Origin of the sequence: Aeromonas popoffii (genome assembly GCF_000820025.1) — a bacterium.
Taxonomy (GTDB): domain Bacteria; phylum Pseudomonadota; class Gammaproteobacteria; order Enterobacterales; family Aeromonadaceae; genus Aeromonas; species Aeromonas popoffii.
In genome coordinates, this window is the sequence record NZ_CDBI01000071.1 from 552 (window position 1) to 26,620 (window position 26,069).

Sequence of the window (26,069 nt, forward strand, 5' to 3'; positions counted from 1 at the left end):
TACGGGGTCGACACCACGGCCACCGGTGCGCCGACCGTCGTCATAGTGGATGACTCCAACAACGACCAGCTGCTGACCAAAGGGGAGATCGGCAATGATCAGATCCAGGTGCGGGCCGGGGTCAGCAATAGTGACCTGGTTGCAGGTGGCAAGGTTACCTTGACCATCAACAATGGTGGCACCGAGAGTACGGTCGAGCTGAAGCTGGTCAATGGTGTGCTGATGTTGGCAAGCGGGCAGCCTGCAAACGGCTTTGTTTACAACAATGGGACCATTAGCTGGACGGAGACGACCCCGGCCAATGGTAAGGCGTTGGCGGTGACAGCGACCCAGACCGACAAGGCCGGCAATGAATCCCTGCCGGGCAGCGACATGGCAACCATTTTGAATGAAGCCCCAGAGACGGCGGACAAGCAAGCCAGGGGTCTGGAGGATGCTGCCAGCATCGCCATACCTGCGCTCTCTGGCAGTGACATCGATGGTACTGTCGTGAGCTTTACCATCAAGAGCTTGCCTGCCAATGGTGTCTTGCTGCTTGATGGCGTGCCAGTGACGGAAAATCAGAGTGTTCAGGCTGTGGATGCCGGCAAACTGACCTTTGTACCGAGTGCCGACTGGAATGGTGACACCAGCTTCAGTTATGTAGCCGTAGACAATGAAGGGCTGGCCGACGCAACTCCTGCCACCGTGACCATCAGGGTAGAAGCGGTCAACGATCTGCCGACTCTGGGAATTTCCAATGGTGCGATTGTGTCCGAAGAAGGCTTGCCCAACGGCATCGCCGATGACAGTGGCAACCCGGATACCACGGATGCCAAGAGCATGTCTGGCACTATCTCCGTCGGTGACGTGGACAGCAGCAGCGTGGCTGTTTCACTGGGCGGACCGACAGGGCTGACCTCTGGTGGCGCCGAGGTGAAGTGGAGTTGGGACGCTGGTAGCAAGACGCTGGTTGGCTATACCGGTACCCTGGGTAGCGATGGCTACAAGGCGGTGGTCGAGGTCAAGCTGACCGCACCGAACGCCAGTGGCAAGGGTGATTGGGCCTATGATCTGACCCTCAAGGCGCCGCTTGACCACCCGGTCAAGGGCCAGGAGGATTCCCTGTCGTTCCAGCTGGACGTCAAGGTCTCCGATGGCAAGGGCACGACCACAGGTAAGCTGAATGTCACCGTCGAGGATGATGCGCCGATCGCTGGCGATGCCGCAGCAGTCTCTGTTGCCAAGACAAATATTCCAGATGTGCTGATCGGGGTATTTGATCTGACCAAGTTCAGTGGCAACAGGGCTCTGGTCGATTTGGCTGGCTTTACCATCACAGCTAAGGGGTTCACCTCTGCAACAAACTCAACTCTGATTGATGCCAGCGTCAATGGTTCCAATGCAGGGTTGGGGGTATCCAGCGTGGCCGGGCCGTACCACAACATTGCCAACGAGATAGACTTCCGTCACTTCGCGAACGGAACCTCTGCCTCCGAGCAGTTAATTGTGAAGCTGGATCCGGGCACAGTTGCCTATGGTGCCAACATCAAGTTCAGCCAGATGTTCGGTGGTGAGCTGGAGAGTGGCGTGGTCGAGTTCTACCGGGCTGGTGTGCTGATCGGTACTCAGACCTTCAGCTCTAATGCGACCAGTGGCGATTACGCCGAGAACTTCCAGGTGCAGCAAGGTGGCTTTGACACCATGGTGATCAAGGCTACCAATAACGGCAACACCAATACCTCGGACAACAGCGACCTGACGGTGAAGAGCATAGAGTTCCTCGGTGCCACCACGGCACCGGCCATCGCTTACGGTTCGGGCACTGTCACTCCGCAGTGGGGGGCTGATGGCAAGGGCTATATGCAGCTGCTCGGCTCCAACGAGACTGGGTTGACCACGGCCACCGGCAAGCAGATCACCACTACCATGGAGTCAGCCAATACCCTGATAGGCAAGGCCAGCGATGGCACCCTGGTGTTCCGTCTGGAATTTACCCCGGCCACCGGCAAGTGGGAGTTCTTCCAGTACCAGAACATGTCCAGGCCACTGGGTGACGGTGATATCGACTTCCAGATCAAGGTGGTGGATGCGGATGGCGATTCCAGCCTGGGCTCTTTCGCGACCAAGCCGCTGTTTACTCCGATAGTGCAGTCGGTTTCCAGCGAGAGCGCAGCGGAAGGCGGCAATCTGCTGCATACGGTGGTGCTGTCTGACGCTACCCAGGAGGCGACCCAGTTTGACTTCGCCATCAGGGGCAGCGGTACCAACCCGGCTTCCAACCTTGATTGGGGCACTGCCCAATTTAGCAATGGGGTTATCTACAACAGCGCCACCGGCAAGATCACTGTACCGGCCGGGGTATCCGGCTTTACCGTGACCATACCGACAGTGAACGATCGCCTGGTCGAGGCGAACGAGACCCTGACGGTGACCGTGGGTGGCCAGAACGGCACAGGTACCATCATCGACAACGACCGTGCCCCTGTGACCACGGGTGGACACGGTGTCGGGACGGAAGACACTCCGCTGGTACTGAAATGGTCCCAGTTTGGTGCCAGTGATGATCAGGCTGCGTCTGATCTGAGCGTGCAGATCAATACCTTGCCGCAAAATGGCAAGCTGGAGTATCTCAATGCGGCCGGTCAGTGGATTGCCGTGAAGGCAGGAGATCTCATCTCCTACGCCGATATCGACAGTGGCCATCTGCGCTTTGTGCCCGGTCTCAATGAATCCAGTACCAGTACCGTCAATGGCTACGGTGCGACGACGGGCAACCAGCAAGGGGACTACGCCAGCCTGGGTTACCAGATCAGCGACGGTGCCAACCTGAGCAACTCAGGCAAGCTGGTGATTGACATCGCTGCCGCGGCTGACAAGCCGGTGGTGGATATCAGCCTGACCGGCAATGGCGTGCCGCTCTATACCCAATATCCGTCGTCCGGTATCTCGACCGGTGCGTTCCAGAGCGGCAACTTCAACAAAGGCAGCTTCGGGATCAACAATAGCCTGACCGACAGCACCGCCAGCCAGGATCAAGTGGTTGGCGGCAATGGCAACGACTACATCGTCAGTGTGAAGGGCGGTGGCGACTACTTCGTCGGTGGTCTGGGCAATGACGTACTGGTCGGTGGCAATTCTGTCTCGGGCGATACACTCGATGGCGGCGTGGGTAACGATATTCTGGTCGCCGGACTGGGTGGTGACACCCTGTATGGCGGTGCCGGTACCGACCTCGCCGTGCTGATGGGCTCGCGTGCCAACTATGTCATCGAGCGCAGAAGTGATGGTGGCTTCAACTTCCTGGTGAAGGAGAATGGCACCACCATCAGCAAGTCGCTCTACGATATCGAGCTGGTTCAGTTTGATGACGGTATCTACCAGTTCAATCAGACCGATGGCACCCTGACGGCAGTTCAGCCCAGCGTGGTGGATTATCCCCTCGAGATCAGTGCTTCCCTTACCGATCGGGATGGCAGTGAACAGCTCGACAGCCTGGTGCTGAGCGGCATGCCCAGTGGTGCGACCCTGTATCAGGGCGGCACTGTGTTGGGCACCGTTGGTGCGGATGGCAAGCTGACGCTCACCGGCCTCTGGAACCAGAGCGCACTGGACGTCAAGCTGACCGGTCTGACCCTGCGGGTGCCGGGCAGCAATGCGGGTCAGTTTGACCTCAAGGTGGAGGCCATCGCCAAGGAGGTGGTGACCGACCAAGCCAGCAGCGCATCGGATCAGGATTCGATCCGCATGAGCTACTTCCTCTCCACCGAAGGGGAGCCGGGCGATCAAAACCGTGTTTACGGCAGCGAGCACAATATCGTGGTCGGCGACCTGGACGGCAGCGTGGTGTTGTCAGGCCAGAACTACAACATCGCCTTTATGGTCGACAGCTCGGGCAGTATCGGTGCTACCGCCATGAATACCATCAAGGCCCAGTTGGCACAGGTCTTCTCGAGCCTCAAGGCGAGTGCCGGTACCGATGGCGCCGGGACGGTCAATATCTTCCTGGTGGACTTCGATACCCTGGCCAACAAGTCGGTCAGTGTGAACCTGAAAGACAGCAATGCCCTGAGCCAGCTGCAAGCCATTCTCGACAGCATGGATGGCAGCTCCAGCAATGGCGGCGGCACCAACTATGAGGACGTGTTCAAGACCACGGCCAACTGGTTCAACGGTTCGACCGCTCAGGGCAACAGCAATGCCAAGAACCTGACTTACTTCATTACCGATGGTAGGCCGACTTACTATTTGGGCAGTGAAGGCTCCAATCCGCTGGTTGATGACTACACGAACAACAGCAAGGATGTGTATCTCAATCAGCTGCTGCAAAGTGGCTATGTACCCGGTCAGGTATACAAGAGTGGTAACTTCACTGTGATTGATGCACAGGGCATCGTGTACAAGAGCGATACTTCAGGCAAGGTATCCGCGATTGGTTACATACGCCCTGATGGTCTGGGTGGTTATACCTACTCGACTCTGGACGGTGATGGCCGAAATACCTCCAGTACTACGATGACCAACTCCGTCGCCGGTTTTGCCCTGCTGACGGGGATGGGGGTCACGGTGGAGGCGATCGGCCTGGGAGCCAATATCTCCTACAACGACCTCAAGTCCTATGACTCCGATGGCGTGATTCAGACTGGGGTCAACGCCTCTGATCTGGCCAACGCCATCCTGGGTACTTCCGTCAACAACCTGCCGGGCAGTGACAGGATCGATGGCGGTGCCGGTGACGATATCCTGTTCGGTGATGCGGTTCACTTCGCGGGCGTCAACGGAGAAGGCTACGCGGCCATCAAGCAGTACGTGGCTGGCAAGCTGAGTGCCGGTTCGGTGACCGATGCCCAGGTTCATGACTACATCACGGATCACGCCAGCGAGTTCGATCAGTCCTCCACCAATGACAAGGCGGATGTGCTGATTGGCGGAGAAGGCAACGATATCCTGTTTGGTCAGGGTGGTGACGACTTCCTGTTCGGTGGTGCCGGCAACGACATCCTGTTCGGCGGTAGCGGCAACGATACCCTGTATGGTGAGAGCGGCAACGATACCCTGTACGGCGGTAGCGGCAACGATACCCTGTATGGTGGCGCCGGCAACGACACCCTGAGTGGCGGTCTGGGCAACGACATCCTGGTCGGTGGTCTGGGCAACGACATCCTCAAGGGGGATGCGGGGGCCGATATCTTCACCTGGCAGCAGGGGGATACCACGGCAGGCTCCATCGCCAAGGATTACGTGGTTGACTTCTCCAAGGCTGAGGGTGACAAGCTGGATCTGAGCGATCTGCTGGATCACGATGGTTCCCGCAACCAGAACGATCTGAAGAGCCTGCTCTCTGTGTTCCAGGACAGCGAGGGTGTGCATCTGCAGGTCAAGGAGACCAGCACGGCTTCGGTGACTCAGGAGATAGTGCTGATGAACCACACGTTCGACAGTCTCACCGGCAGCGCGGCGTCCACCTCTTCTCAGGTGATCGACTACATGCTGAGCAACAATCTGCTGGATATCGACAAGTAATCCCGTCAGGGCAGGGCAACAAGCGGCAGAGCAATCTGCCGCTTTTTTTATGTCTGGCCATGGTGGGACTGATGGCTGGGGTTTTGCCACGGATATTAAGGATGTGGCTCACACAGGCAAGCCGGGGTGCGATCGAGTGGCCAGTTTTCTATTGATAAGTGTGCAGATAGCCCGGCCTTGAGCCGAATCTCGCTTTTTTTCATCAAGTTCCGTCATCATCTTGCCGACATAGGATAAGAATACGGGTCGTGTTGGGATTCTGACCCTTCTATACTATGGCGAGACTCGGAAAACGGACGTAAGGGCTTTATATGGCGAGCATATTGGATTCAGTGGATCAACGTACCCAGCTGGTAGGGGAGAACCGTCTGGAGTTGTTGATGTTCCGTTTGGGATCCCGACAGCTGTTTGCTATCAACGTCTTCAAGGTGCGGGAAGTGGTCAAGCTGCCCCATCTCAACAAGATGCCGGGGGCGCACCATAACATCAGCGGGGTGGCCAACATCCGTGGTACCTCGATTCCGGTGATCGACCTGCGCAGCGCCATCGGCATGCGCGCCATGCCTATCGACAGCGAGTCCAACCTCATCATCACGGAGTACAACCGCACCATTCAGGGTTTCCTGGTGGGGCAGGTGGCCCATATCGTCAACATGACCTGGAAGGACATACTGCCGCCGCCGCGCTCCGCCGGGCGGGCCAACTACCTGACTGCCATCACCCGCATTCCCGAAGATGGTGTCGACCAGATCGTCGAGATCATCGACGTGGAGAAGGTGCTGGCCGAGATCATTACCTACGACATCCGTATCTCTGAAGAGGTGTTGGATCGGGAGATACTGCCCGAAATGCATGGCCGCAAGGTGCTCATCGTCGATGACTCCAGCACGGCCCGCAATCTGGTGCGGGAAACCCTGGCCCAGTTGGGTCTTGAGGTAATCGAGTGCCAGGATGGCCTGCAGGCGCTCAATCTGCTCAAGGGGTGGTGCGATGCGGGTAAGAAGGTGACCGACGAGATCCTGTTGATGATCACGGATGCGGAGATGCCGGAGATGGATGGCTACCGACTGACCCACGAGATCCGCAGTGATGCCCGCATGTCCGATCTCTTCATCACGCTCAATACTTCTCTGAGTGGCAACTTCAACGAGGCCATGGTCAAGAAGGTGGGGTGTGACCGCTTCATCTCCAAATTCCAGCCAGACCTGCTGGTCGGGGTGGCTCAGGAGCGGTTGCGCCAGATACTGGAACGCTGATGGTCATGGAAACAAAGATCCCGCCTCGGCGGGATCTTTGTTTTGGGCCGGCAGGGCCCTCTTCTGCGTATGGCTATTGGGGCGTTATTGGGTCAGCAGGGGCTCGATAAAGCTGGCGACCCGGTCGCGGATCAGCGGCTGGGCCGCGGCCGTGGGGTGGATTCCATCGTTCATCATGAGTTCAGGGCGCAGCGCAATATCATCCATGAAGAAGGGCATCAGCGGCAGCTGGTTGGCAGCCGCCAGCTCAGGGAAGATCTGCTCGAACTGGTGCAGGTAGCGGGCTCCGTAATTGCGGGGCAGCTGGATCTGGGTCAGCACGGTTTTCACCTGCTGCGCCTTGGTCAAGGCCACCATGCTGGCCAGGTTGTCACGGGTGATGGCGGGTGCGAACCCGCGCAGCCCGTCGTTACCCCCCAACTCGATCAGCACCCAGTCCGGTTGATGCTCCTTGAGCAGGGCGGGCAGGCGGGCCAGGGCCCCCTGCGTGGTCTCACCGCTGATGCTGGCGTTGACCAGCTGATGCTTGCCGCCCTGCTGCTGCCATTTCTGATTGAGCAGGGCTGGCCAGCTCTGCTCCGCCGGCATCTGATAGCCTGCGCTCAGGCTGTCACCCAGCACCAGCAGGGTCTGGGCCTGTACCGATGAAACCAGGCAACACAAGGCGAACAGGAAACGTGTCATGTATTCAACTCCCATCATTCATTGTCATCAAGGGTCCGGGCAAACGGGATATGTGTGATGATGCCAACACCCAGCATGCATTGTCATTCAATGCCCGGGTGAGCAGGATATACATCATGGGTTCAATCCCCACTTTTTGGCTCGGGCAAACAGGAAACGCATCATGAGTTCAACTCCCATCATTGTCGTCAAGGGTCTGGGCAAAACCGTTCGCCTGGGCCAGGAAAGCCTCACCATCCTTGAAGGGATCGACCTGCAAGTCAATACCGGCGAGACCCTGGCGCTGGTCGGCGCCTCCGGCTCCGGCAAATCCACCCTGCTGGGGCTGCTGGCTGGGCTGGATCTGCCGAGCCAGGGGGATATAGAGATCCTCGGCCAGTCGCTGGTGCAGCTGGACGAGGAGGGCCGTGCCCGCCTGCGTGCCGAGCAGGTGGGCTTCATCTTCCAGTCCTTCCTGCTGCTGCCCACCCTGAGCGCGCTGGAGAACGTCATGTTGCCTGCCGAGCTGCGTGGCGAGACCCGCTGCGAGCCGAGGGCACGCGAGTTGCTGGCGGCGGTGGGGCTCAGCGAGCGCCTGCACCATCTGCCGCCGCGCCTCTCCGGCGGTGAACAGCAGCGGGTTGCCATCGCCCGCGCCTTCATGACAAGGCCCAGCCTGCTGTTGGCCGATGAGCCGACCGGGAATCTGGACAGCAAGACGGGGGAGACGGTGATCGAACTCTTGTTCCAGCTCAATCGCGAGCACGGCACCACGCTCGTGGTGGTGACCCATGACCACGAGCTGGCCCAGCGTTGTCAGCGGCAACTGGTGATGGCGGCAGGACGACTGGAGACGGATACGGCGGCATCCGGTGCCGTCGCGCCCTCCCGAGTCAGGGAGCCGCTATGAGTCGGTGGCGATTGGGAGTGAAGCTGTTGCGGCGGGAAGGCTTCAATGGCGAGCTGCGCTGGTTTGTGCTGGCACTGGCATTGAGTGTGGCCTGTGTGCTCAGCGTGGCCCTGGTGGCGGATCGGCTGGATGCGGGGCTCAAGGCCTCGGGGCGTGACTTTATCGGCGCCGATCGGGCGCTGCGCTCAGCCACACCGGCACCGGCCGCCTGGCTCGAGCAGGCGGAAAAAGCGGGCCTGTCAGTGCAGACCACGGTCAGTTTCAACAGCATGCTGTTTCATGGCGATGCATTGCAGCTGGCCTCTATCCGGGCCGTACCGAGCGATTTCCCCTTCTACGGCAAGTTGGCCCTCAGCCCCCAGCGCGCGCCAGCGCCTGGCGAGATTTGGCTCTCGGCCCGGGTGATGCAGTTACTGGCGGCGAAAATTGGTGATGAACTGGAGGTGGGCAACACCCGGCTCAGTGTCGCGGGCGAACTGGGTCAGGAGCCGGATCAGGGCTTCAGTCCCTTCCTGCTGGCACCCAGGGCCCTGATCCACAGCGCTGACATAGAGGCGACCGGTGCCCTGCTGCCGGGCAGTCGCCAGCAGTGGCGCTACCTGTTCAAGGGGACACGTGAGGACGTTGCCAGCTATGAGCGTTGGCTCAGGCCCCAGCTCAAAGCGGGGCAGAAGCTGATCAAGCCGGACGATCAGGGCTCCCAAGTGGGGCGTTCGCTGGCCAATGCCGAGCGCTTCTTCCGGCTCGCCTCTCTGGCGGGGGTGCTGCTGGGGGCTTTGGCCATGGGCATAGCGGTGCGTCACTTCGCCGAGCGTCAGACCAACATGGTGGCGCTGCTCAAGACGCTGGGGGCTTCCCGTCGCACGCTCTGGCAACTGATGGGCACCCTGCTGTTCTCTCTGACGTTGGTGGGGGCGCTAATCGGTCTGGTGGCGGGCAGCGCCATGCAGTGGCTGACCCTGCATCTGCTGGGCAACTTGCTGCCTGCCGATCTGCCACTGCCATCGTGGCGACCCTTTGCCCTCGGTCTGGCAGTCGCCTTCTTCATCACCCTGCTGCTGGCCTTCGTGCCCTTCCTGCGCCTGCTCAAGGTGCCACCGCTGCGGGTGCTGCGCCGTGAGCTGGAAGCGGGGATCCCGCCCTGGCTGGCACTGCCGGTCGCGCTGCTCGGCCTGTTTGGCCTGGTGTGGGGTTTTACCTCAGATGCGACACTGGCGCTGGGGCTGATCGGCGGCATGGGCCTGCTGATGGGGCTGCTGGCGCTGCTCGCTTCCCTGCTGCTGCGGTGTGGTCGCCGGGTCAAGGGCCCCCATGCGCTGCGCCTGGCCATCAGCCACCTCTCCCGCGATCGCGGCAGCGGCTTGTTCCAGCTGGCCGGCTTTGCGCTGGCGCTCATGCTGTTCGGTCTGCTGTGGGCGGCGCGGGTCGACCTGCTCGACGAGTTTTCCGCTCGCCTGCCGGCGGATGCCCCCAACCGCTTCCTGGTCAACATAGCCGACCACGAGCGGGAGGGGATCCTGGCCGATTTGCGCAGTGCCGGCGCCCAGACGTCAGATTTCTATCCCATGGTGCGGGGCCGGCTGGTCAGCATCGCCAGCGAGGCGGTGCGAGACAGCGACGAGGATGGCCGTGAAGGGGTGAACCGCGAGCTCAACTTCACCACCACAACCAGCCTGCCGCCGGACAATACCCTGACCGAGGGGCGCTGGCTGGATGGCCCCGGGCAGGTGTCGGTGGACAAGGAGCTGGCCAAGCGGCTCGACATAGCGCTCGGCGACACCCTGGGCTTCACCATAGAGGGGCGTAGCTTCAAGGCGCAGGTGACCAGCTTGCGGGCCATCAAGTGGGACAACATGCGGCCCAATTTCTACATGATCTTCTCGCCGGATGTGCTGGCCTCCTTCTCCCAAACCTGGCTCGGCAGCTATCGGCTGCCGGAGCAGGGGCGGGTGGCGGAGGTGGAGTTGATCCGCAGACACCCCACAGTGAGCCTCATCGATGTGGACGATCTGATCGTGCGGCTGACGGCTGTGTCTGAGCAGGTGAGCCGGGCGCTGGGGCTGATGTTGGGGCTGGTGACAGTCGCGGCCTTGCTGGTGCTGCTGACCCAGACTCAGGCCAGCATGGCCCACCGCCGCCGTGAGCTGTTGCTGATGCGTACGCTGGGGGCCAGCAGCGAGCTGCTCAAGAAGATGCTGCGCTGGGAGCTGGTCGCCAGCGGCTTGCTGGCGGGGCTGTGCGCCGCCATTGTGGTCGAGCTCTGCTCCTTGGGTCTGCAATGGTGGTGGTTTGAAGGACAGTGGCAGTTCCACTGGGCCATCTGGGGTGGTTTGCCCTTGCTGGGAGCCCTGCTGGTGACGCTGGCGGGGCAGGGCATGCAGCGCCAGTTGCTGGCGGGCACTCTGAGCGATCGGCTGCGTGGTCTGGGTCAGGGCCTGCTGTAATCACACCATGCTGCGCTGATGCAGCAAGGTGCAACAACGGATCAGCCCGGCCAATGGCCGGGCTGATTGCTATCCGGTTGTTTCACTAGCGGGGAGCGCTCAACAGATTGGCGAGGGCCTGGGGCAGGTCCGGGTAGGTGAAGTGAAAGCCGGCCTGTTGCAGGCGGGCGGGTAGAACCTTCTGGCCGGTGAGCAGCAGGTCCGCCGCCTCACCCATCAGCAGTTGCAACAGGGGGGCCGGCACGAAGAAGAGGTGTGGTCGATGCAGGGCGCTGGCCAGGCTCTGGCTGAACTCGCGATTGCTGACCGGTTGTGGCGCCGTGCCGTTGAAGATGCCGTCACACTCGTCGTGTTCCAGCAGGAACAGCATGGCGCGCACCAGATCCTGAATGTGGATCCAGCTCATGATCTGCTGGCCCGTCCCCATGGGGCCGCCGAGACCGAGTCGATAGGGGGGCAGCATCTTGGGCAGTGCGCCGCCATCGGTGCCGAGCACCAGCCCGATGCGCACTATGCAGACCCGGGTGCGGTTGCTACGGGCCTCGCGGGCCAGGGTTTCCCACTGCTGGCAGAGTTGGTGAGTGAACTCGTCGTGGGGTGTCTGGCACTGCTCGTCCAGCGGCACATCCCCCTGCCTGCCATACCAGCCGATGGCGGAGGCATTGATCAGCACCTTGGGCGGCGTACTGGAGAGCTTGATGAGATCGACCAGCTGTTCGGTCAGCAGCCAGCGGCTGTCACACAACAGCTGCTTGCGCTGCTCGCTCCAGCGTCCCGCGGCGATGGGCTCTCCCGCCAGGTTGATGACGGCATCCACGTCGTTGAGGTCGTCAAGCCCGTCCAGATTGTCGAGCAGTGTGATGTCGTGGCCGAGCAGCTCATAGGCGCGGCTCCCCTGACGAGTCAGCACCACCACCTCGTGATTCACCTTGAGATGGGCCACCAGACGTCGGCCGATAAAACCGGTTCCTCCCGTGATCAGTATTTTCATGTCCAGACTCCCTGACGCTGTTGGCTCTACTCTAGTGGGCTAGAGCAAGATGAACAAGCAACTGTTTTTGCAAAGATTATAATCTTCACAGTACAGGGGGAAGTGAGGCTTGGACCGCGCCGGGGAGTGAGGGTGGCGAGGTAAAGATGTCAGGCTCCAGAGCCGTTGATGATGCGGCTGCAAGCCCTGTTTCGACGAGGTTCGGTGCTAATCAGGCCAAGCCTTCTTGCTGTTGTTTGTGTCAGAATGACTTATCAGGGGGCGGAGAGTAGTCGGGTCGCCCGCTTTTTCGCCGTTGCCGTGAGGATGACCATGCCATTTCGTCGCTTAAGGTTACGCCAGTTCTACACCCGGCTGGGGGCATCCCTGCTGGCGAGTCTGCTCCCCATGTTGCTGGGGGCCTTGATCATCTCATGGCAGACCTCCTCTGGTATGAAGCAGGATGCTGAGGAGCGGCTGCTGCATGCCAAGCGCATGTTTGACCGTACTCTGGACAATGCCCACCATGCGGCGTCCATGGTGCAGGGCTATGTGGGGCGACCTTGCGCCGAGGTGGTACAGGGACTGCGGGACCAGGTGGCGACTGTGCCGGATGTGCGCACCGTCAAACTGGCCAGGGGAGAGACCCTTTATTGCTCGTCCCTCTACGGCGACTATAGCGGCGCCTTCACCCTGGCCGACTATTCCGGTGGTCAGCTTAACCTGATGCGGGGCAACCCTGTGACGCCGGATAGGCCGCTGGTTGTCTATCGGCAGGTGGTGGGGGATTACAGCGTGCTGGTCGCGGTGGATGGCTACTATCTGCACAATATTCTCGACATGCTGAGCCGCAATTCGCCGCTGGCGCTGGTGGTGGGATCACAGGTCATGCTGGCCAGCGGCATGGTCAGCGAGGAGATCCCGCCCAAAACGCGAGGCTATCTGGAACAGGTATCGGAGAAGTATCAATACCGGGTGGTCACTGACCTGTCTCACGATGAGTACGGCAGCCACCTCTGGCAGTACTCCAAGGTCAGCATCATCATCTATCCCCTGCTGGGCATACTGGTGGGGATTGGCGTGTTCTGGCTGACCGGCCGCTCGACATCCCCCTCACAAGAGCTGCGGCGGGCACTGGAACAGGGGGAGTTCATCCCCTATCTGCAACCTGTGGTGACGGGGGATGACGCGCACTGGTGTGGCTGCGAGGTGCTGATGCGCTGGCAGCACCCCCGTCAGGGGCTGATCTCGCCAGATCGCTTCATTCCGCTGGCGGAAGACAGTGGCCTGATCGTGCCCATGACCCGGTTGCTGATGGAGCAGGTGCGCGAGCAGTTTGCCGGCGCTGTGCATACCCTGCCCAGGGGATTCCACTTCGGTTTCAACATCAGTGCCAACCACTGCAAGGATCTGAGCCTGGTGGCGGATTGCCGCGACTTCATCAACGCCTTCAGGGAGAACCCCATCAAGCTGGTGCTGGAGCTGACCGAGCGGGAGCTCATAGTGGCGGACGAGGTGACAGACCGGCTCTTCGCCGAGCTGCATCAGTTGGGGGTCTTCATCGCCATCGATGACTTTGGTACCGGCCACTCCAGCCTCAGCTATCTGCAGCAGTTTCAGGTTGACTTTCTCAAGATCGATAAAAGCTTCGTCGGCATGATCGGCTCGGATGCGCTCTCCAGCCACATAGTGGAGAACGTCATCGACCTGGCGACCCGGCTCGATCTGTTGCTGGTCGCCGAGGGCGTGGAGAACGAGGTGCAGGCGGCTTATCTGCGGGCGCGTCAGGTGACCTTCCTGCAGGGCTATCTCTATGGCCGCCCCATGCCGATGAAGGAGTTCGCCAGAGCACTGAGCGCCTGAGAAGTCCGGTTTTCCCGCAGTGGGACATAAAAAAACCAGCGACAGATGTCGCTGGTTTTTTTCATGCGGTGGCTCGTCAGAGCATGCGGGTGAGGGCGCGAGTCAGTCGCTTGACCCCCTCCTCTATGGTGGCCTCGTCCACGCAAGAGAAGCTCAGCCGCAAGGTGTTCTGGATCTCGGGGCGGACATAGAAGGGGGCGCCGGGCACGAAGGCCACCTTCTCCTTGATCGCCTCGTCAAACAGCGCCATGGCGCTGACGCTGGCGGGCAGGGTCAGCCAGAGGAACATGCCCCCTTCCGGTCGCGTATAGCTGACGCCGGGCGGGCAGTGGCGGGCCAGAGCAGCCTCCATGGCGGCACGCTGGCGGCCATAGACCTCCTTGATCTTCTCCAGATGGGCATCCAGCGAGTTGTCGATCAGGAAGCGATGCAGCACCTGCTGGCTGAAGGCGTTGCTGTGCAGGTCGGTGGCTTGCTTGGCGATGGTCACCTTCTTGCGCAGCCAGTCCGGCACCAGCATCCAGCCCAGCCGGAAGGCAGGCACCACCGTCTTGGAGAAGGAACCGAGCAGTACTGTATTGTTCGGGGCCAGCTTGGCGATAGGGGGCAGGTGTTCGCCCTCGAAACGCAGCTCGCCATAGGGATCGTCTTCGACCATCAGCAGCTCGTGGCGGACCAGTCGCTCGGCCAACGCCTCGCGGTTGGCACGGCTGTAGGAGACGCCGCTCGGGTTCTGGAAGTTGGGCACGCCGTAGAGCAGCTTGGCGTTGGAGCCGCTGGCCAGCAGCGCATCCAGCGCCGCCAGATCCAGCCCCTCTTCTCCCAGCGTGATGGGCTTGAAGGCGGGCTGATAGACGGAGAAGGCCTGGATGGCGCCGAGGTAACCCGGCTCTTCGATGATGAGATCCTGACCCTCGTCGATCAGCACCTTGCCCAGCAGATCCAGCGCCTGCTGGGAGCCGCTGGTGATGAGGATGTTGTCCGGGTTGACGCGCATGCCGTGGCGGGCCAGATAGCGGTCGGCTATGTACTGGCGCAGGGGGGCGAAGCCCTCGGTGGCGGCATATTGCAGTGCGGCGGCACCCTGTTCGCGCAACACGTCCTGGCAGGCCTGGTCGATGGCCTTGACCGGGAACAGGTGCGGGTTGGGCAGGCCACCGGCAAAGGAGATGATCTCCGGATTGGCGGCGACTTTGAGGATCTCGCGAATAAAGGAAGGCTCTACCTTCTCGAAGCGCTGGGCAAAAAACGGCTGCATAGGATTCTCTCTGGCATGGTGAGCGGTCGCTCCATTCGACCGCCAAGTTATCCGTTTGTATCAGATTTAAAAAAGGAGGCAATGGCTGTAACAAAAATCAATAAAAAAGGGCAAGTTTGGCACCTGCCCGAATTTTATCGGCCGAGGGTGGCCGTGGAGCGCCAAAAGCCCTGAATTGGTCCGGGATCAGCACGCGTCATTGACGGCTTGCCGGCGTTACAGGCCTGGCTCCTTGAGGAAGCGGATCATCAGATCCGTGTTGGCGCTGAGTTGCTGCTCCACCCGGCCTGGGAACAGCTCGGCCATCGTGTCGAGGCGGTCATACTGGGTATGCCAGATTTTGCCCCACTGGGTCTCGCTGCCCCGGTCGCAGGCACTCTTGCTGGCGTCGTCGTAGCAGTCCCACAGCGCCGGATTGGTGGTCTGGGAGTAGCCGTCATAGCCATCCGCCCCGTTGATGGTAAAGTTGGTGGCCTCCACGTAGGCGATGGGCACCCCCAGGCAGGCAAACGGAGCATGATCCGACCAGCTGCCGGTTTCCCCTGCCGGATAGCCGGCGTAGCTGGGGTGGATGGCCAACGGGGTGGCGGTCAGTTTGGAGATGGCCAGCAGGCGATCCCGCACCTTGGGATCGAAGCTATAACGGCCCGGTTCGGCGCAGTTGTACTCGGTCACGTCGGAGTGGGCGGAGTGGACGTAGACGACATCGCCACCGGCTATGGTGTCGTAGTTCACCATGGCCAGCAGGCGGGCAATGGCGGTACTGTCCAGGCTGGTCGCATGGGCCCTGGAGCCGTTGAGGCCGTTCTCTTCCGCACCGAAGAAGGCGAAGCGTACCGTGTAGGGCAAGGTCTGCCCCTTGAGCGCCTCGGCGACCGCCAGCAGGGCCGCAACGCCGGCGCCGTTGTCGGTGGCCCCTTCAGAACCTTTCTTGTCGCCCGTGCTGTCGTAGTGGGCGCCGATCAGGATCACCTTGTCACTCTGCCCCTTGAGCTCGGCGATGAGATTCTGGGAGCGTTTGCTGGCACCGCTCTTGGTGTAGGTGAACGGCTGGTTTTGCACCTCGTAACCCCAGCCGGCCAGATGATCCTGGATCCAGGCGGCGGCACGGGTCTCGGCCTCGGAGCCCGTGGGTCTGGCCCCAATCCCTTCGGCGGTCGAGCTCAACTGCACCAGATACTCATAGGCCTGCTCGGCGGCAGTGGGGGCCTGTGAATCATTGGTGGAGGTGTTACACCCTACCAGCAGGGCTGTGATGGCAAACGCCAATGCTGTGTGTTTCATACTGCAATCCTTTGTTGTATATGGTTTTATTTGTGCAGGCCAGCATGCGCCCGGCGCCTGGCAGATTCTGTGAACGGGGTGGCATTTGTCAATCGTGGTGGCTGAATTGGTCAGGGTCGGGGGATTTGTTTCGCGAAACACTTGCGCCTTGGGCCTATCTTGGGATAATTCGCTACCCAGTTTCGCGGATGGATGAAATAACGCGCCATTCATCCACGAGATCCGTGATCCGGGGTGATGAGGTAACGAGTCATTCATGCATGTCGTCAGTGACCCTGGGTGATGAAGTAGCAAGCAATCCATTCATGTCGTCTGTGATCCAGACCGATGCAATAACGAGCAATTTGATTATGCCTGTGACCCAAGATGTATTTAACGAAGACGGCAAGTTCATGCGCAAGATCCGCAGCTTTGTCCGTCGCGAAGGCCGCCTGACCAAAGGGCAGGAGAAGGCTCTGGAAGAGCTCTGGCCGGTCATGGGTATCGATTTCGCGCCAGCGCCCCTCGATCTGGTCGCCCTGTTTGGCCGTGAGGCCCCGGTGGTGCTGGAAATAGGCTTCGGCATGGGCGCCTCCCTGGTGGAGATGGCCAAGAATGCCCCCGAGAAAAACTTCATCGGTATCGAGGTACACTCGCCGGGCGTCGGTGCCTGTCTCGGCACAGCCGAGGAAGCGGGCGTCACCAATCTCAAGGTCATCTGCCATGATGCGGTCGAAGTGCTGGAGCACATGATCCCGAACGGCTCGCTTGCCTGCCTGCAGCTGTTCTTCCCGGATCCCTGGCACAAGAGTCGCCACCACAAGCGCCGCATCGTGCAGAGCGCGTTTGCCCAGGATATCCGCCAGAAGCTGGCTATCGGTGGCGTGTTCCACATGGCCACCGACTGGGAAAACTATGCCGAACACATGCTGGAAGTGATGAGCGTCGCCGAGGGTTACGAGAACACCTCGGCCACCGGCAACTGGGTGCCTCGTCCCGACTGGCGTCCGCTGACCAAATTCGAACAACGGGGCCATCGTCTGGGCCACGGGGTTTGGGATCTGATTTTCAAACGCGTTAACTAATTTAACGAGTCAACTAACCTAAGGAGCTATCATGGCCAATCGTAGCCGCCGTCTGCGTAAGAAACTGCGAGTCGATGAATTCCAGGAAATGGGATTCGACATCAGTTTCAACTTCCCGGTCGGCACTGCCGAAGCGACCATCGATACAGTAGTCGATGCGATGATCGATGAGGTTGTTGAACCCCGTAGACTGGCTTTCGCCGGTTCAGGCCACCTGGCCTGGGAAGGGATGATCTGCACTCAGCAACTGGGCAAATGTACCGAAGAAGACCGCGCCGTCGTCAAATCCTGGCTGGAAAGCAAGGGGATGGAAGCCGTGGTGGTCACCGAGCTGTTCGACCTCTGGTACGGTGAACCGGCCTGAGACTCGGCCGCCTGTTGCAGGCGCCTTGTTGTGGGTAGATAGACAAGTCCCGCCGCTGGCGGGATTTTTGTCAGTGGGGATGGGATCTCCACACCCGTTTTAGTCATGGAATCCTTTATGGTGTTGTCATCCGAATTACTGGCCAGCATTCTGGCAGAGGTGCGCCCGCTGCTCGGACAGGGCAAGGTGGCCGACTACATTCCCGCCCTGGCCCTGGTGCCTGCCGACCGACTCGGCATTGCCGTCTGTACTGTGGAGGGGGAGCTGTTCACCGCAGGTGATGCCTTCGAGCCCTTCTCCATCCAGAGTATCTCCAAGACCCTTAGCCTGACGCTGGCCCTCACCCTCTATCAGGAGGAGGAGATCTGGGCCCGGGTGGGCAAGGAGCCCTCCGGCCAGCCGTTCAACTCGCTGGTGCAACTGGAGTTCGAGCACGGTATTCCCCGCAATCCCTTTATCAATGCCGGTGCCCTGGTGGTGAGCGATCTGCTGGAGACCCGGCTCACGGCTCCGCGCCAACGTACTCTGGAGCTGGTGCGTCGCCTCTCTGGTAATCCGGCCATCATGGCGGATCAGGTGGTGGCACGTTCCGAATACCAGCACTCGGCCCGCAATGCGGCCATCGCCTATCTGATGAAGGCCTATGGCAACTTCGAGAATAAAGTGGACAAGGTGTTGCAGAGCTACTTCAATGCCTGTGCCATTCGTATGAGTTGCGTCGATCTGGCGCGAACCTTCCTCTATCTTGCCAATCGCGGGGTGCCGCTTGGCGAGAGCACGCCGCTCTTGCCGGCCCGCACCACCAAGCAGGTCAATGCGCTGCTCGCCACCTGCGGCCTCTATGACGAGGCCGGTGATTTTGCCTATCGGGTCGGTATGCCGGGCAAATCCGGGGTCGGAGGGGGTATCATGGCGCTCATCCCCGGTGAGCTCTGCATCTGTGTCTGGTCGCCCGAGCTCAACAAGGCGGGTAACTCGCTGGCGGGCACGGCGGCGCTGGAGCTGCTGGCCGAGCGACTGGGCCGTTCCATTTTTTAACCTTGTTCACTATGAATCGAGAAATCACCATGAAACGACATCTTCGCTTCCTGCAGGCCGTGCTGGCGACCTTACTGCTCTGGTGCGCGCTGCCCGCCTTTGCCGCCGAATTGCCGCCGCTCTCGCTGGCCGATGCCAAGAGCAAGCAGGCGGTCATGCTGGATACCCGTGCCAGCCACTTCTACCAAGGCTGGCCGATGGAAGGGGAGTCGCAGGGGGGGCATGTGGCCGGTGCCGAGAGCCTCTCCGCCGACTGGAAATACAGCAATGACGAGTGGCCCAAGGCGCTCGAGAGCAAGGGCCTGACAGCCGATCGTCCGGTCGCCCTCTATGGCGCCCCGCGGGAAGTGGCCGAAGTGGCCCGTCTGCTGCGCAAGCAGGGCATCAAGCAGCTGTTTGAGCTGCAAGGCTGGCAAGCCGCTCCGCGCGAGCATCTGGTGCGCTGGCAGCAGCTGGTCTATCCGGGCTGGCTGGCGGATCTGCAGGAAGGCAAGCCGGTTGCCGCAGCGCCGAAAGGGGACTGGAAGCTGTTCGAAGTGGATTGGGGTTCACCCAAGGCCTACCTACTGAGCCACATCCCGGGGGCTGGCTACATAGATACCAACCGTCTGGAAGAGGAGCCGCTGTGGAACAAGGTCTCTGACGAGGCGCTCAAGACGCTGCTGCTGGAGAACGGCATCCGTCACGACACCACAGTTATCCTCTATGGTCGCAACACCATGGCCGCCGCCCGCGCGGCGCACCTGATGATGTATGCCGGTGTACAGGACGTACGCCTGCTGGACGGTGGTCTGGATGCCTGGTTCGTGCAGCATCTGCGCACCGAGACGGGCCTGCCCAACAAGTTCGAGCCGGTGAAAGAGTTTGGCGTGGCCATTCCGGCCCACCCCGAGTACTACACCACACTCGATCAGGCCAAGGCGCTGCTCAAGCAGCCCGACAGTGCCCTGGTCAGCGTACGCACCTGGGACGAGTTCATCGGCAACACTTCCGGCTACAGCTACATCAAGCCGAAGGGCGACATCCCGGGGGCCAAGTGGGGTCGCGGCGGTGTGGATGCCAACAGCATGAGCGATTTCCACAACCCGGATGGCACCATGAAGCCAGCCGGGGAGATCCTCACCATGTGGGACCAGTGGAATATCGAGCCGACCCAGCAGGCTGCATTTTATTGCGGTACCGGCTGGCGCGCCTCCGAGGCTTTTTTCTACGCCTGGCTGATGGACTGGAAACGGATCAGCGTCTACGACGGCGGCTGGTATGAGTGGAGTTCGGATCCCAAAAATCCGACCGTGACCGGCGAGCGTCAACCCGCCAAGTAGCAGGCAGTCACCAGAGCAAAGGCCGGACAGATGTCCGGCCTTTTTGTATCCGCGTTGGGCTTTCTGCCCTACGGTTTTTTTACATGGATCCCGCTCCGGTAATCCGTTTTTCCCGGGCAATGGGGTTGCGCCAGGCGGCAGTCACCCCTTGGTGGTGAGGATGAAGAGGGAGACGAGACAGGCGATGAGGCAACTGATGATCCCGGTGTGTGAAGTGGGGCTCGTGGCGTGCCGCGCTCAATACATCATGAGTACCGGGGATGGGAAGATGATCACCCCCGACAGCAGCCCAAGCGGGATGAGGGCACCGGCATCTACCGCTATGACGATACCGACGGGGGGGAGGTGATGATCAAGAGGGATGACGTCACCCAAATCATGCCCCACCAAAGCACAAGGGCTGCCCGCGAGCAGCCCTTGTTATTGTCGACCTCAGGTTATCTGGGCCACCTGACGATTGACCTGGCCCACGAACAGCTGATGGAAGCGGGAGTGGGAGTTGGCCAACAGGCTGACCGGCGAGCCCTGTTCCACCACGGTTCCCGCCTCCATCACCACGACCTTGTCCACCGACAGCAGCGGCTCCAGATGGTGGGCGATCACCAGATAGCTGGCCTCGGGCCGGTAGCGATAGAGCAGTTCCGCCATCTTGCGCATGCCGCCGTGATCGAGATCCGAGGTCGCTTCGTCCAGCACGATGAGCGGACGGCGCGACAGCAGGATGCGGGCGATCACCAGCAGCTGGGTCTCGCCGGCCGACAGTTGCAGCTTGTCGAGATCCTCGTCCAGCCTGCCGGCGCAGCGCTCGGCCAGACCGACCCGTGCCAGCGCCTGCTCCAGCGCCTCGTCATCCTGCTCGGTCAGCGGCGCCAGGTTGGCGCGCAGGGTGCCGAAGAAGGTGAGGGGCGTCTGGGAGACGGTATCGTAGAGATCGCGCACCGCCTCCGGCGCCAGCGCAGAGAGCGGCTGATCGCCGTAATGGATCCCTCCCTGGGAGGCCGGGTACATGGCCTGCAGCACCCCGAGCAACGAGCTCTTGCCCGCGCCGGTTCGCCCGCACACACCAACCTTCTCGCCGGGAGCCAGTTCGAAGTTCACCTTGTGCAGCGCCCACTGGCTGGCTTCCGGGTAGCGTAGCCCCAGGTTGTCGAAGCGCACGCTGGGGTGTGGCGTGGCCAGGGCTTCCCCATGCTGGCGTTCGCTCTCGATTTCGCTGTACTCGCGCACCCGCTCCACTGCGTTCATCACCTGCTCCACCTCGGCGAAGGTGCGAATGAGGGAGTTGAGCATGGCCGAGGCGGTAAAGGCGTAGGTGATGGCCACGGCCCCCAGCAGTGAGCTGTTGCCAAAGGCCACCATCAGCGCTACCGCACCCACCAGGGCGGCGGAGAGCAGGGTCTGGTGCATGCCGAGCCAGCGATTGATGGAGGTGGTGGTGTACCAGCTGCGCAGGTTGTTGTCATAGTGCAGCAGCACCTGATCCAGAGCGAAGCGCTCGGCCCCGGCGAGGCGCAGGGCGGGGGCGCCGCGAATGGTCTCGCTGATGCTGATGTAGAGTGGCGAGCGCAGCACGGATGCCTGGCGCCGCAGCTTGAGCTGCACCGCACGGTAGCGCCGCTGCAGCACGTAGAGCGCCCAGCCCACCAGGGGGGCGATGAGCAGCAGCAGTGGCATGTTGACGCCGATCACCACCACTTGCAGCAGCACCGAGATGAGCATGCCGAACAGCCCCATCAGCATGGACAGCAGTATCTCCTGTGCTTCCCCGAGATCCCGATCGAAGCGGTTGAGGATGCGCCCCTGTGGCACCTTGTCAAAGAAGGCCATGGGGGCGCGGCTGATACGGCTCAGCATGCCGTCGAACAGGGTCCAGGCCAGCTTGAGCCCCAGCTTGTAGTTGATGACCCGCACCACCATGATGCAGGTGAGCGATCCCGCCCCCAGCAACACATAGATGCCGAGCAGCTCGCTCACCTCGGTGAGGCCGGCCTTGCCGCCGAGCCAGAGATCCGAGGCGATGCGCAGCCCCTCCTGACCCAGGGTGAGCAGCAGGGCGATCAGGATGGCGCCGGGGGCGGCGAGACGCTGCCACATGAAGCCGAACAGGCCCCAGTCCACCTTGCCTTCCACCACCTTCTCTTCATGGAACTGTTCCGCCTCCTGCGGTGCCACCATGGGGGCGGGGAGCGGATGCTGGATGAGATCGGCCAGCTGGTGGGCATCGAGCTCCACCAATTGGCCCTGCTCGATGCGGATCACCCGATCGCAGTGGGCCAGCACGTCCGGATCATGGCTCACCAGCAGCCGGGTCGGTCCCGGCTTGAAGGTGAGCCCCTGCTCCAGCACCTGGGCCGAGACGATGGGATCCAGCGCCGAGAGGGGGTTGTCCAGCAGCAGGATATCGGCCTGGGCATAGAGGGCGCGGGCCAGGGCGACCCGCTGCTGTTGGCCGCCGGAGAGACGGGTACCCAGCTCGCCTACCAGCGTCTGATCGCCATGGCTGAGCAGGGTGAGGTCGGCGCTGAGGGCGCAGGCCCCCAGCACCCAGCGATAGCGTTCGCCGTGCCAGGGCTGGCCGAACAAGATGTTGTTGCGGATGGTGTCGTTCATCAGCCAGGGTTTGTGGCCCAGGTGGGCGACCCGACCGTGACGGCGGATCTCCCCCTCGAAACTGTCGTCAAAGCCGGCGATGAGGTGCAACAGGCAGCTCTTGCCGGCCCCGGTGGTGCCCGTGATCCCCACCAGTTCCCCCGGTTGTATGATGAGGTTTGCTCCCTGCAGTACCGGCTTCTGCTGGTGCAGGGCGGTGACGGCCTGGATCTGCAGGCTGCCGACGGGCAGGCTGGCATCGGTGAGGTCCCTGTGCTGCTCCGGGCTGTTGAGGAACTCGCATAGCCGGTTAAAGCCGGTGTTGAAGTTTATCAGGGTACGGATAAGGTAAGGCAGCCGCATCATGGGGATCCGCAGCACGGCGAACAGGGCTATGGTGGTGAACACCTGGGGCAGGGTCAGGCTCTGGCCGGACACCAGATAGGTGGTGAAGGTTGCCAGGGTCACCAGCAGCGGCGTGCTCAGCATCAGGCTGTCGTTGATGGCATCGAGCTTGAGCACCCGACCGAGCACCCCCAACTCCTGCTGGCGCTTGTTGTTGGCCGCGCGGGTGAAGAAAGCGCCGAGTCCGTTCTGGCGTACCAGCCGCAGTTTTTTGATGTATTCCGCCAGTATGCCGTTGCGCTCGTCCTGCTGGCGCTTGAGCTGCTGCTCCTGCTGGTTCATTCGCCGCACCACCCGGGTGGAGATGAGCAGCAGCAGGGTGAGCACCGCAAAACCGACCAGGCCCGCGCTGCCCACTTGCCACACCAGCAGGGCTATGGTGCCGAGCAGTTGCAGTGCCATGGTGAACGGCATGGCCGGATCGGCCAAGATCCAGGTGATGTCCCACACATCCCGGTTGATAAGGTTCTGTACCCGGCCACCGGCCCTGTCATCGAAGCTCTTGCCCCCCAACTTCATCACCTTGGCGAGCAGGGCTTCGGCCAGCAGGCGGCGAATGGGAACGTGCATCTTGAGCGCCAGTTGCAGCGAGTGTTCCGCCAGCATGCCGGCGGCCAGCACAGAGGCAAACAGGGCGAACGCCAGCAGCAATTTTTGCTCCGTGGGGGCACCCGCGTCGAGCTGGGTCATGCTGTGGTTGAGCAACCAGGGGCTGGTCAGGGTCGCCAGCATGCCGAGCAGTTGCAACAGGGTGAGCAGGCCAATCCGCCCCTTGTAATGGCGCCAGATAAAGGCGGTGATGGGCCAGGGACGCACAGGTGCGCGGGCGGTGAGTCGAAGGAAGGCATCGGCCCTGCCATCGCGTCTGTCTTCCGGCAGCAGGGGATAGAGGTCGTCGAGGCCGACCAGGGGCTCTTTCAGCCCCTTGCGTTGCAGCGGGCCCGTCCAGTGATAGAAGAGGCGGCTCAGCCAGCCGGCCGAGATTTCCGGGTGATCCAATGGGTGTCCTTATTATTGTGCTGCTTCCTGGGGGCGGGGCGACTCATGGGTCGCCCTCGATATTAGGGTGTTAAGGCAACGGATCCGCCGCCCGGCCGGGATCAGCGATCCCGGTTCAAGCGGATGAGCCGGTCCAGGATCTGCTCGCCATCGACCCGCAGGCCGTTGTGCTCGTATTCGTTGGTGATCCAGGCACGGCTGTTGCCGAGGCCCTTGAGGGTCTCGCGGCTGTAGTCGAACTCCACATACATGTCTTCGGCATAGACGGCGCAGGCCACCGGCACTGTGTTGCGGGCCAGCTGCGCCGGGTCATAGAGCGGCCCCCAATCGGCCTTCTTGGCCAGCAGGTGGGCGGCTTCCTTCAAGGGGATCAGTTCGCGGAACTGCTCGAACATCCATGGGAAGATCATCTCGCCGGTGAAGGCGAAATCCTTGCCGGGCGCCCAGGCCAGGGCCGGGTACTCGGCTCTGACCCGCTCGGCCGCCCAGTTGCTGGCGACCCCTTCGGCGTAGATGGATTCATGCAGTATGGCGAACACCGGATTGGTGTTGAACGGCTGCATGGCTTGTACCTGATAGAGGAAGGCCGGGTTGAGCCGCTCGCCGATGAAGGCGCCTTCCAGCAGGTAGTAGAGCTCCTCGAAGGCACCGCTGGCGCCGAGATCCAGCCCCTGCTGCTGCAACTGCTCCACTGTCAGGCGTTGGCCGTTGGGCAGGCGTACCTCGTGGCGGTGCAGGTGATTAGCCAGCCGGTTGGCGATGGCCTGGGCATGGGGGAAGCGGGCGAAGAAGGCGCGATTTTTGTCCGCCACCCGTTGATAGGTTGCGCGGTAGACTTCGTCCGCGCTGCGACCTATGGGGGCCACGCCGCCGGTGAGGTAGACCTCGTGCAGGCTGTCCGGGAACAGGGAGAGATAGGTGAGGCAGCAAAAGCCGCCGAAGCTTTGACCAAGCAGACTCCAGGGGCGAGCAGGACTCAGGATGGCGCGAACATATTCCGCATCCCGCACTATGCTGTCGGCGCGAAAGTGGCTGAGATAATCCGTCTGCTGCCGGGCCGTGAGCTGGGCCAGCACATCGGCGCTGATGGGGGCCGAGTGACCCGTGCCGCGCTGATCGAGCAGCAATACCCGAAACTCCTGCAGGGCCCGCTTGAGCCAGCCGCTGTCGGCGGTCGGGCGCGGGGCACCAAAGCCCGGGCCTCCCTGCAGGAACAGCAACCAGGGCAGCTCATCGTGCAGCCTGTCCTGGCGGCAGAGGGTGCGGCCAAACAGGGTGAGTGTCTCCTCGTCGTTCGGCTGCTGGTGGTCGAGGGGCACGGTGAAGAAGTGAGGTTCGCAATGGATGCCGTCCAGCACGTAACGCAAGGGGCTACTCATCTTGGGTCTCCCGGAGGGTAGGAAAATCGTCGGCCTCATCATAGCCTTGGCGTAGGAATGGGTCACGCCGGTTTTCCAAATTGTTAACATTGTCATGAGTCGGGGTGAGACTGGATTGCTGATGACGTGATTGTCGAAAGGGAGTTGATGCTGGCTGATGGTGACACAAAGATGGCTCGCCTGGCTAAGCTAGGCAGGGGATACGCGCCGCAACAGGGTGAGGTGGGTTTGATGAAGCCTAAGTGGATACGATTCAGGAAACGAGAAAAAGAGGTGGATCCGGAAGGGGTGCTGCAAACGGGGCTGTGGCTGTTTAGCGCCACCTGCGGGGCAACCCTGCTATTGGCGGCCTGCAACGGCAGTTGACCGGCATGAAAAAAGCCCGCTCGATGAGCGGGCTTTTCAAATTTGGCTCCTCCTGCTGGACTTGAACCAGCGACATACGGATTAACAGTCCGCCGTTCTACCGACTGAACTAAGGAGGAATTATTGGTGCCCAGAGACGGAATCGAACCGCCGACACGGGGATTTTCAATCCCCTGCTCTACCGACTGAGCTATCTGGGCAACGGCGCGCATTAAACCCTTTCTGCATTCAGGTGTCAACCACAGGGCGCAGATTGCTGCACCGTTCGCTCGATAACCGAACAATTTGCCCGCTTGTCATCCGTTTTCGCCCTCATTCGTGCTCAGTTGTGCTGTCTTGCCTTGTTACTGCCATGAAAAAGGGGGCCTGAGGCCTAATGCCGATCAGTTAAGG

Annotated in this window: 16 protein-coding genes, 2 tRNA genes and 1 pseudogene; 11 read left to right on the forward strand and 8 right to left on the reverse strand. The window is 61.3% G+C overall.

Translation table 11 applies throughout. The features are described 5' to 3' along the window. Positions 1-222: 222 nt before the first annotated feature. Together BN1129_RS15080 and BN1129_RS15085 are read left to right on the forward strand one after the other, a co-directional pair. Complete coding sequence (locus BN1129_RS15080; protein ID WP_479686008.1) at positions 223-5,502, forward strand: type I secretion C-terminal target domain-containing protein; 5,280 nt, start codon at positions 223-225, stop codon at positions 5,500-5,502. A 311-nt stretch (positions 5,503-5,813) separates the two neighbouring features. Then, the gene (locus BN1129_RS15085) at positions 5,814-6,758 is read left to right on the forward strand and encodes a chemotaxis protein CheV (RefSeq protein WP_042037553.1); all 945 of its coding nucleotides are present in this window, start codon (positions 5,814-5,816) and stop codon (positions 6,756-6,758) included. An 84-nt stretch (positions 6,759-6,842) separates the two neighbouring features. Here BN1129_RS15085 and BN1129_RS15090 read toward each other — a convergent pair whose 3' ends face one another. Next, positions 6,843-7,442 carry an arylesterase gene (locus BN1129_RS15090; protein ID WP_042037554.1) on the reverse strand — a complete coding sequence of 200 codons (600 nt, stop codon included), beginning with the start codon at positions 7,440-7,442 and terminating at the stop codon, positions 6,843-6,845. Between the two features lie 163 nt (positions 7,443-7,605). Here BN1129_RS15090 and BN1129_RS15095 point away from each other — a divergent pair, with 163 nt between their 5' ends. Next, positions 7,606-8,331 (forward strand): ABC transporter ATP-binding protein, encoded by a 726-nt coding sequence (locus BN1129_RS15095; protein ID WP_042037555.1) that lies wholly within the window; start codon positions 7,606-7,608, stop codon positions 8,329-8,331. Next, complete coding sequence (locus tag BN1129_RS15100; RefSeq protein WP_042037556.1) at positions 8,328-10,775, forward strand: ABC transporter permease; 2,448 nt, start codon at positions 8,328-8,330, stop codon at positions 10,773-10,775. Before BN1129_RS15095 ends, BN1129_RS15100 begins: the two co-directional genes overlap by 4 nt. 85 nt (positions 10,776-10,860) lie before the next feature. Here BN1129_RS15100 and BN1129_RS15105 read toward each other — a convergent pair whose 3' ends face one another. Further along, complete coding sequence (locus tag BN1129_RS15105) at positions 10,861-11,766, reverse strand: TIGR01777 family oxidoreductase (protein ID WP_042037558.1); 906 nt, start codon at positions 11,764-11,766, stop codon at positions 10,861-10,863. A 312-nt stretch (positions 11,767-12,078) separates the two neighbouring features. On the opposite strand from BN1129_RS15105, the gene BN1129_RS15110 reads away from it, so the two are divergent. Then, positions 12,079-13,608, forward strand: a complete 1,530-nt coding sequence (locus BN1129_RS15110) for an EAL domain-containing protein (RefSeq protein WP_042037561.1) — start codon at positions 12,079-12,081, stop codon at positions 13,606-13,608. 76 nt (positions 13,609-13,684) lie between these two features. Here BN1129_RS15110 and BN1129_RS15115 read toward each other — a convergent pair whose 3' ends face one another. Both BN1129_RS15115 and BN1129_RS15120 read right to left on the reverse strand, forming a co-directional pair. Next, positions 13,685-14,866, reverse strand: coding sequence for an aminotransferase-like domain-containing protein (locus tag BN1129_RS15115; protein WP_042037562.1), 1,182 nt, complete (start codon positions 14,864-14,866; stop codon positions 13,685-13,687). Between the two features lie 216 nt (positions 14,867-15,082). Then, positions 15,083-16,150: a M28 family metallopeptidase gene (locus tag BN1129_RS15120; protein WP_042037563.1), complete on the reverse strand. Its 1,068-nt coding sequence runs from the start codon at positions 16,148-16,150 to the stop codon at positions 15,083-15,085. A gap of 350 nt (positions 16,151-16,500) precedes the next feature. Here BN1129_RS15120 and trmB point away from each other — a divergent pair, with 350 nt between their 5' ends. From trmB to BN1129_RS24245, 5 genes and pseudogenes are all read left to right on the forward strand, one after another. Continuing rightward, entirely contained in the window at positions 16,501-17,214 is a 714-nt protein-coding gene (trmB, locus tag BN1129_RS15125; protein ID WP_042037565.1) for a tRNA (guanosine(46)-N7)-methyltransferase TrmB, read from the forward strand. A 31-nt stretch (positions 17,215-17,245) separates the two neighbouring features. Then, complete coding sequence (locus BN1129_RS15130) at positions 17,246-17,578, forward strand: YggL family protein (RefSeq protein ID WP_042037566.1); 333 nt, start codon at positions 17,246-17,248, stop codon at positions 17,576-17,578. Between the two features lie 117 nt (positions 17,579-17,695). After that, entirely contained in the window at positions 17,696-18,616 is a 921-nt protein-coding gene (glsB, locus tag BN1129_RS15135) for a glutaminase B (RefSeq protein WP_042037567.1), read from the forward strand. Positions 18,617-18,645: 29 nt separating this feature from the next. Further along, positions 18,646-19,938 (forward strand): sulfurtransferase, encoded by a 1,293-nt coding sequence (locus BN1129_RS15140; protein ID WP_042037568.1) that lies wholly within the window; start codon positions 18,646-18,648, stop codon positions 19,936-19,938. 228 nt (positions 19,939-20,166) lie between these two features. Further along, positions 20,167-20,274: pseudogene (locus BN1129_RS24245) on the forward strand (hypothetical protein); the annotation flags it as partial. Positions 20,275-20,370: 96 nt separating this feature from the next. Here BN1129_RS24245 and BN1129_RS15150 read toward each other — a convergent pair. Together BN1129_RS15150 and BN1129_RS15155 are read right to left on the reverse strand one after the other, a co-directional pair. After that, positions 20,371-23,931, reverse strand: a complete 3,561-nt coding sequence (locus BN1129_RS15150) for an ATP-binding cassette domain-containing protein (protein ID WP_042037569.1) — start codon at positions 23,929-23,931, stop codon at positions 20,371-20,373. A 101-nt stretch (positions 23,932-24,032) separates the two neighbouring features. Next, positions 24,033-25,310 (reverse strand): alpha/beta hydrolase, encoded by a 1,278-nt coding sequence (locus tag BN1129_RS15155; protein WP_042037572.1) that lies wholly within the window; start codon positions 25,308-25,310, stop codon positions 24,033-24,035. Between the two features lie 231 nt (positions 25,311-25,541). On the opposite strand from BN1129_RS15155, the gene BN1129_RS24400 reads away from it, so the two are divergent. Next, positions 25,542-25,676, forward strand: coding sequence for a hypothetical protein (locus BN1129_RS24400; RefSeq protein WP_098982559.1), 135 nt, complete (start codon positions 25,542-25,544; stop codon positions 25,674-25,676). A gap of 43 nt (positions 25,677-25,719) precedes the next feature. Here BN1129_RS24400 and BN1129_RS15165 read toward each other — a convergent pair. After that, a tRNA-Asn gene (locus BN1129_RS15165) sits at positions 25,720-25,795 on the reverse strand. Between the two features lie 5 nt (positions 25,796-25,800). Then, positions 25,801-25,876: transfer RNA gene (locus tag BN1129_RS15170), tRNA-Phe, on the reverse strand. Positions 25,877-26,069 lie beyond the last annotated feature (193 nt).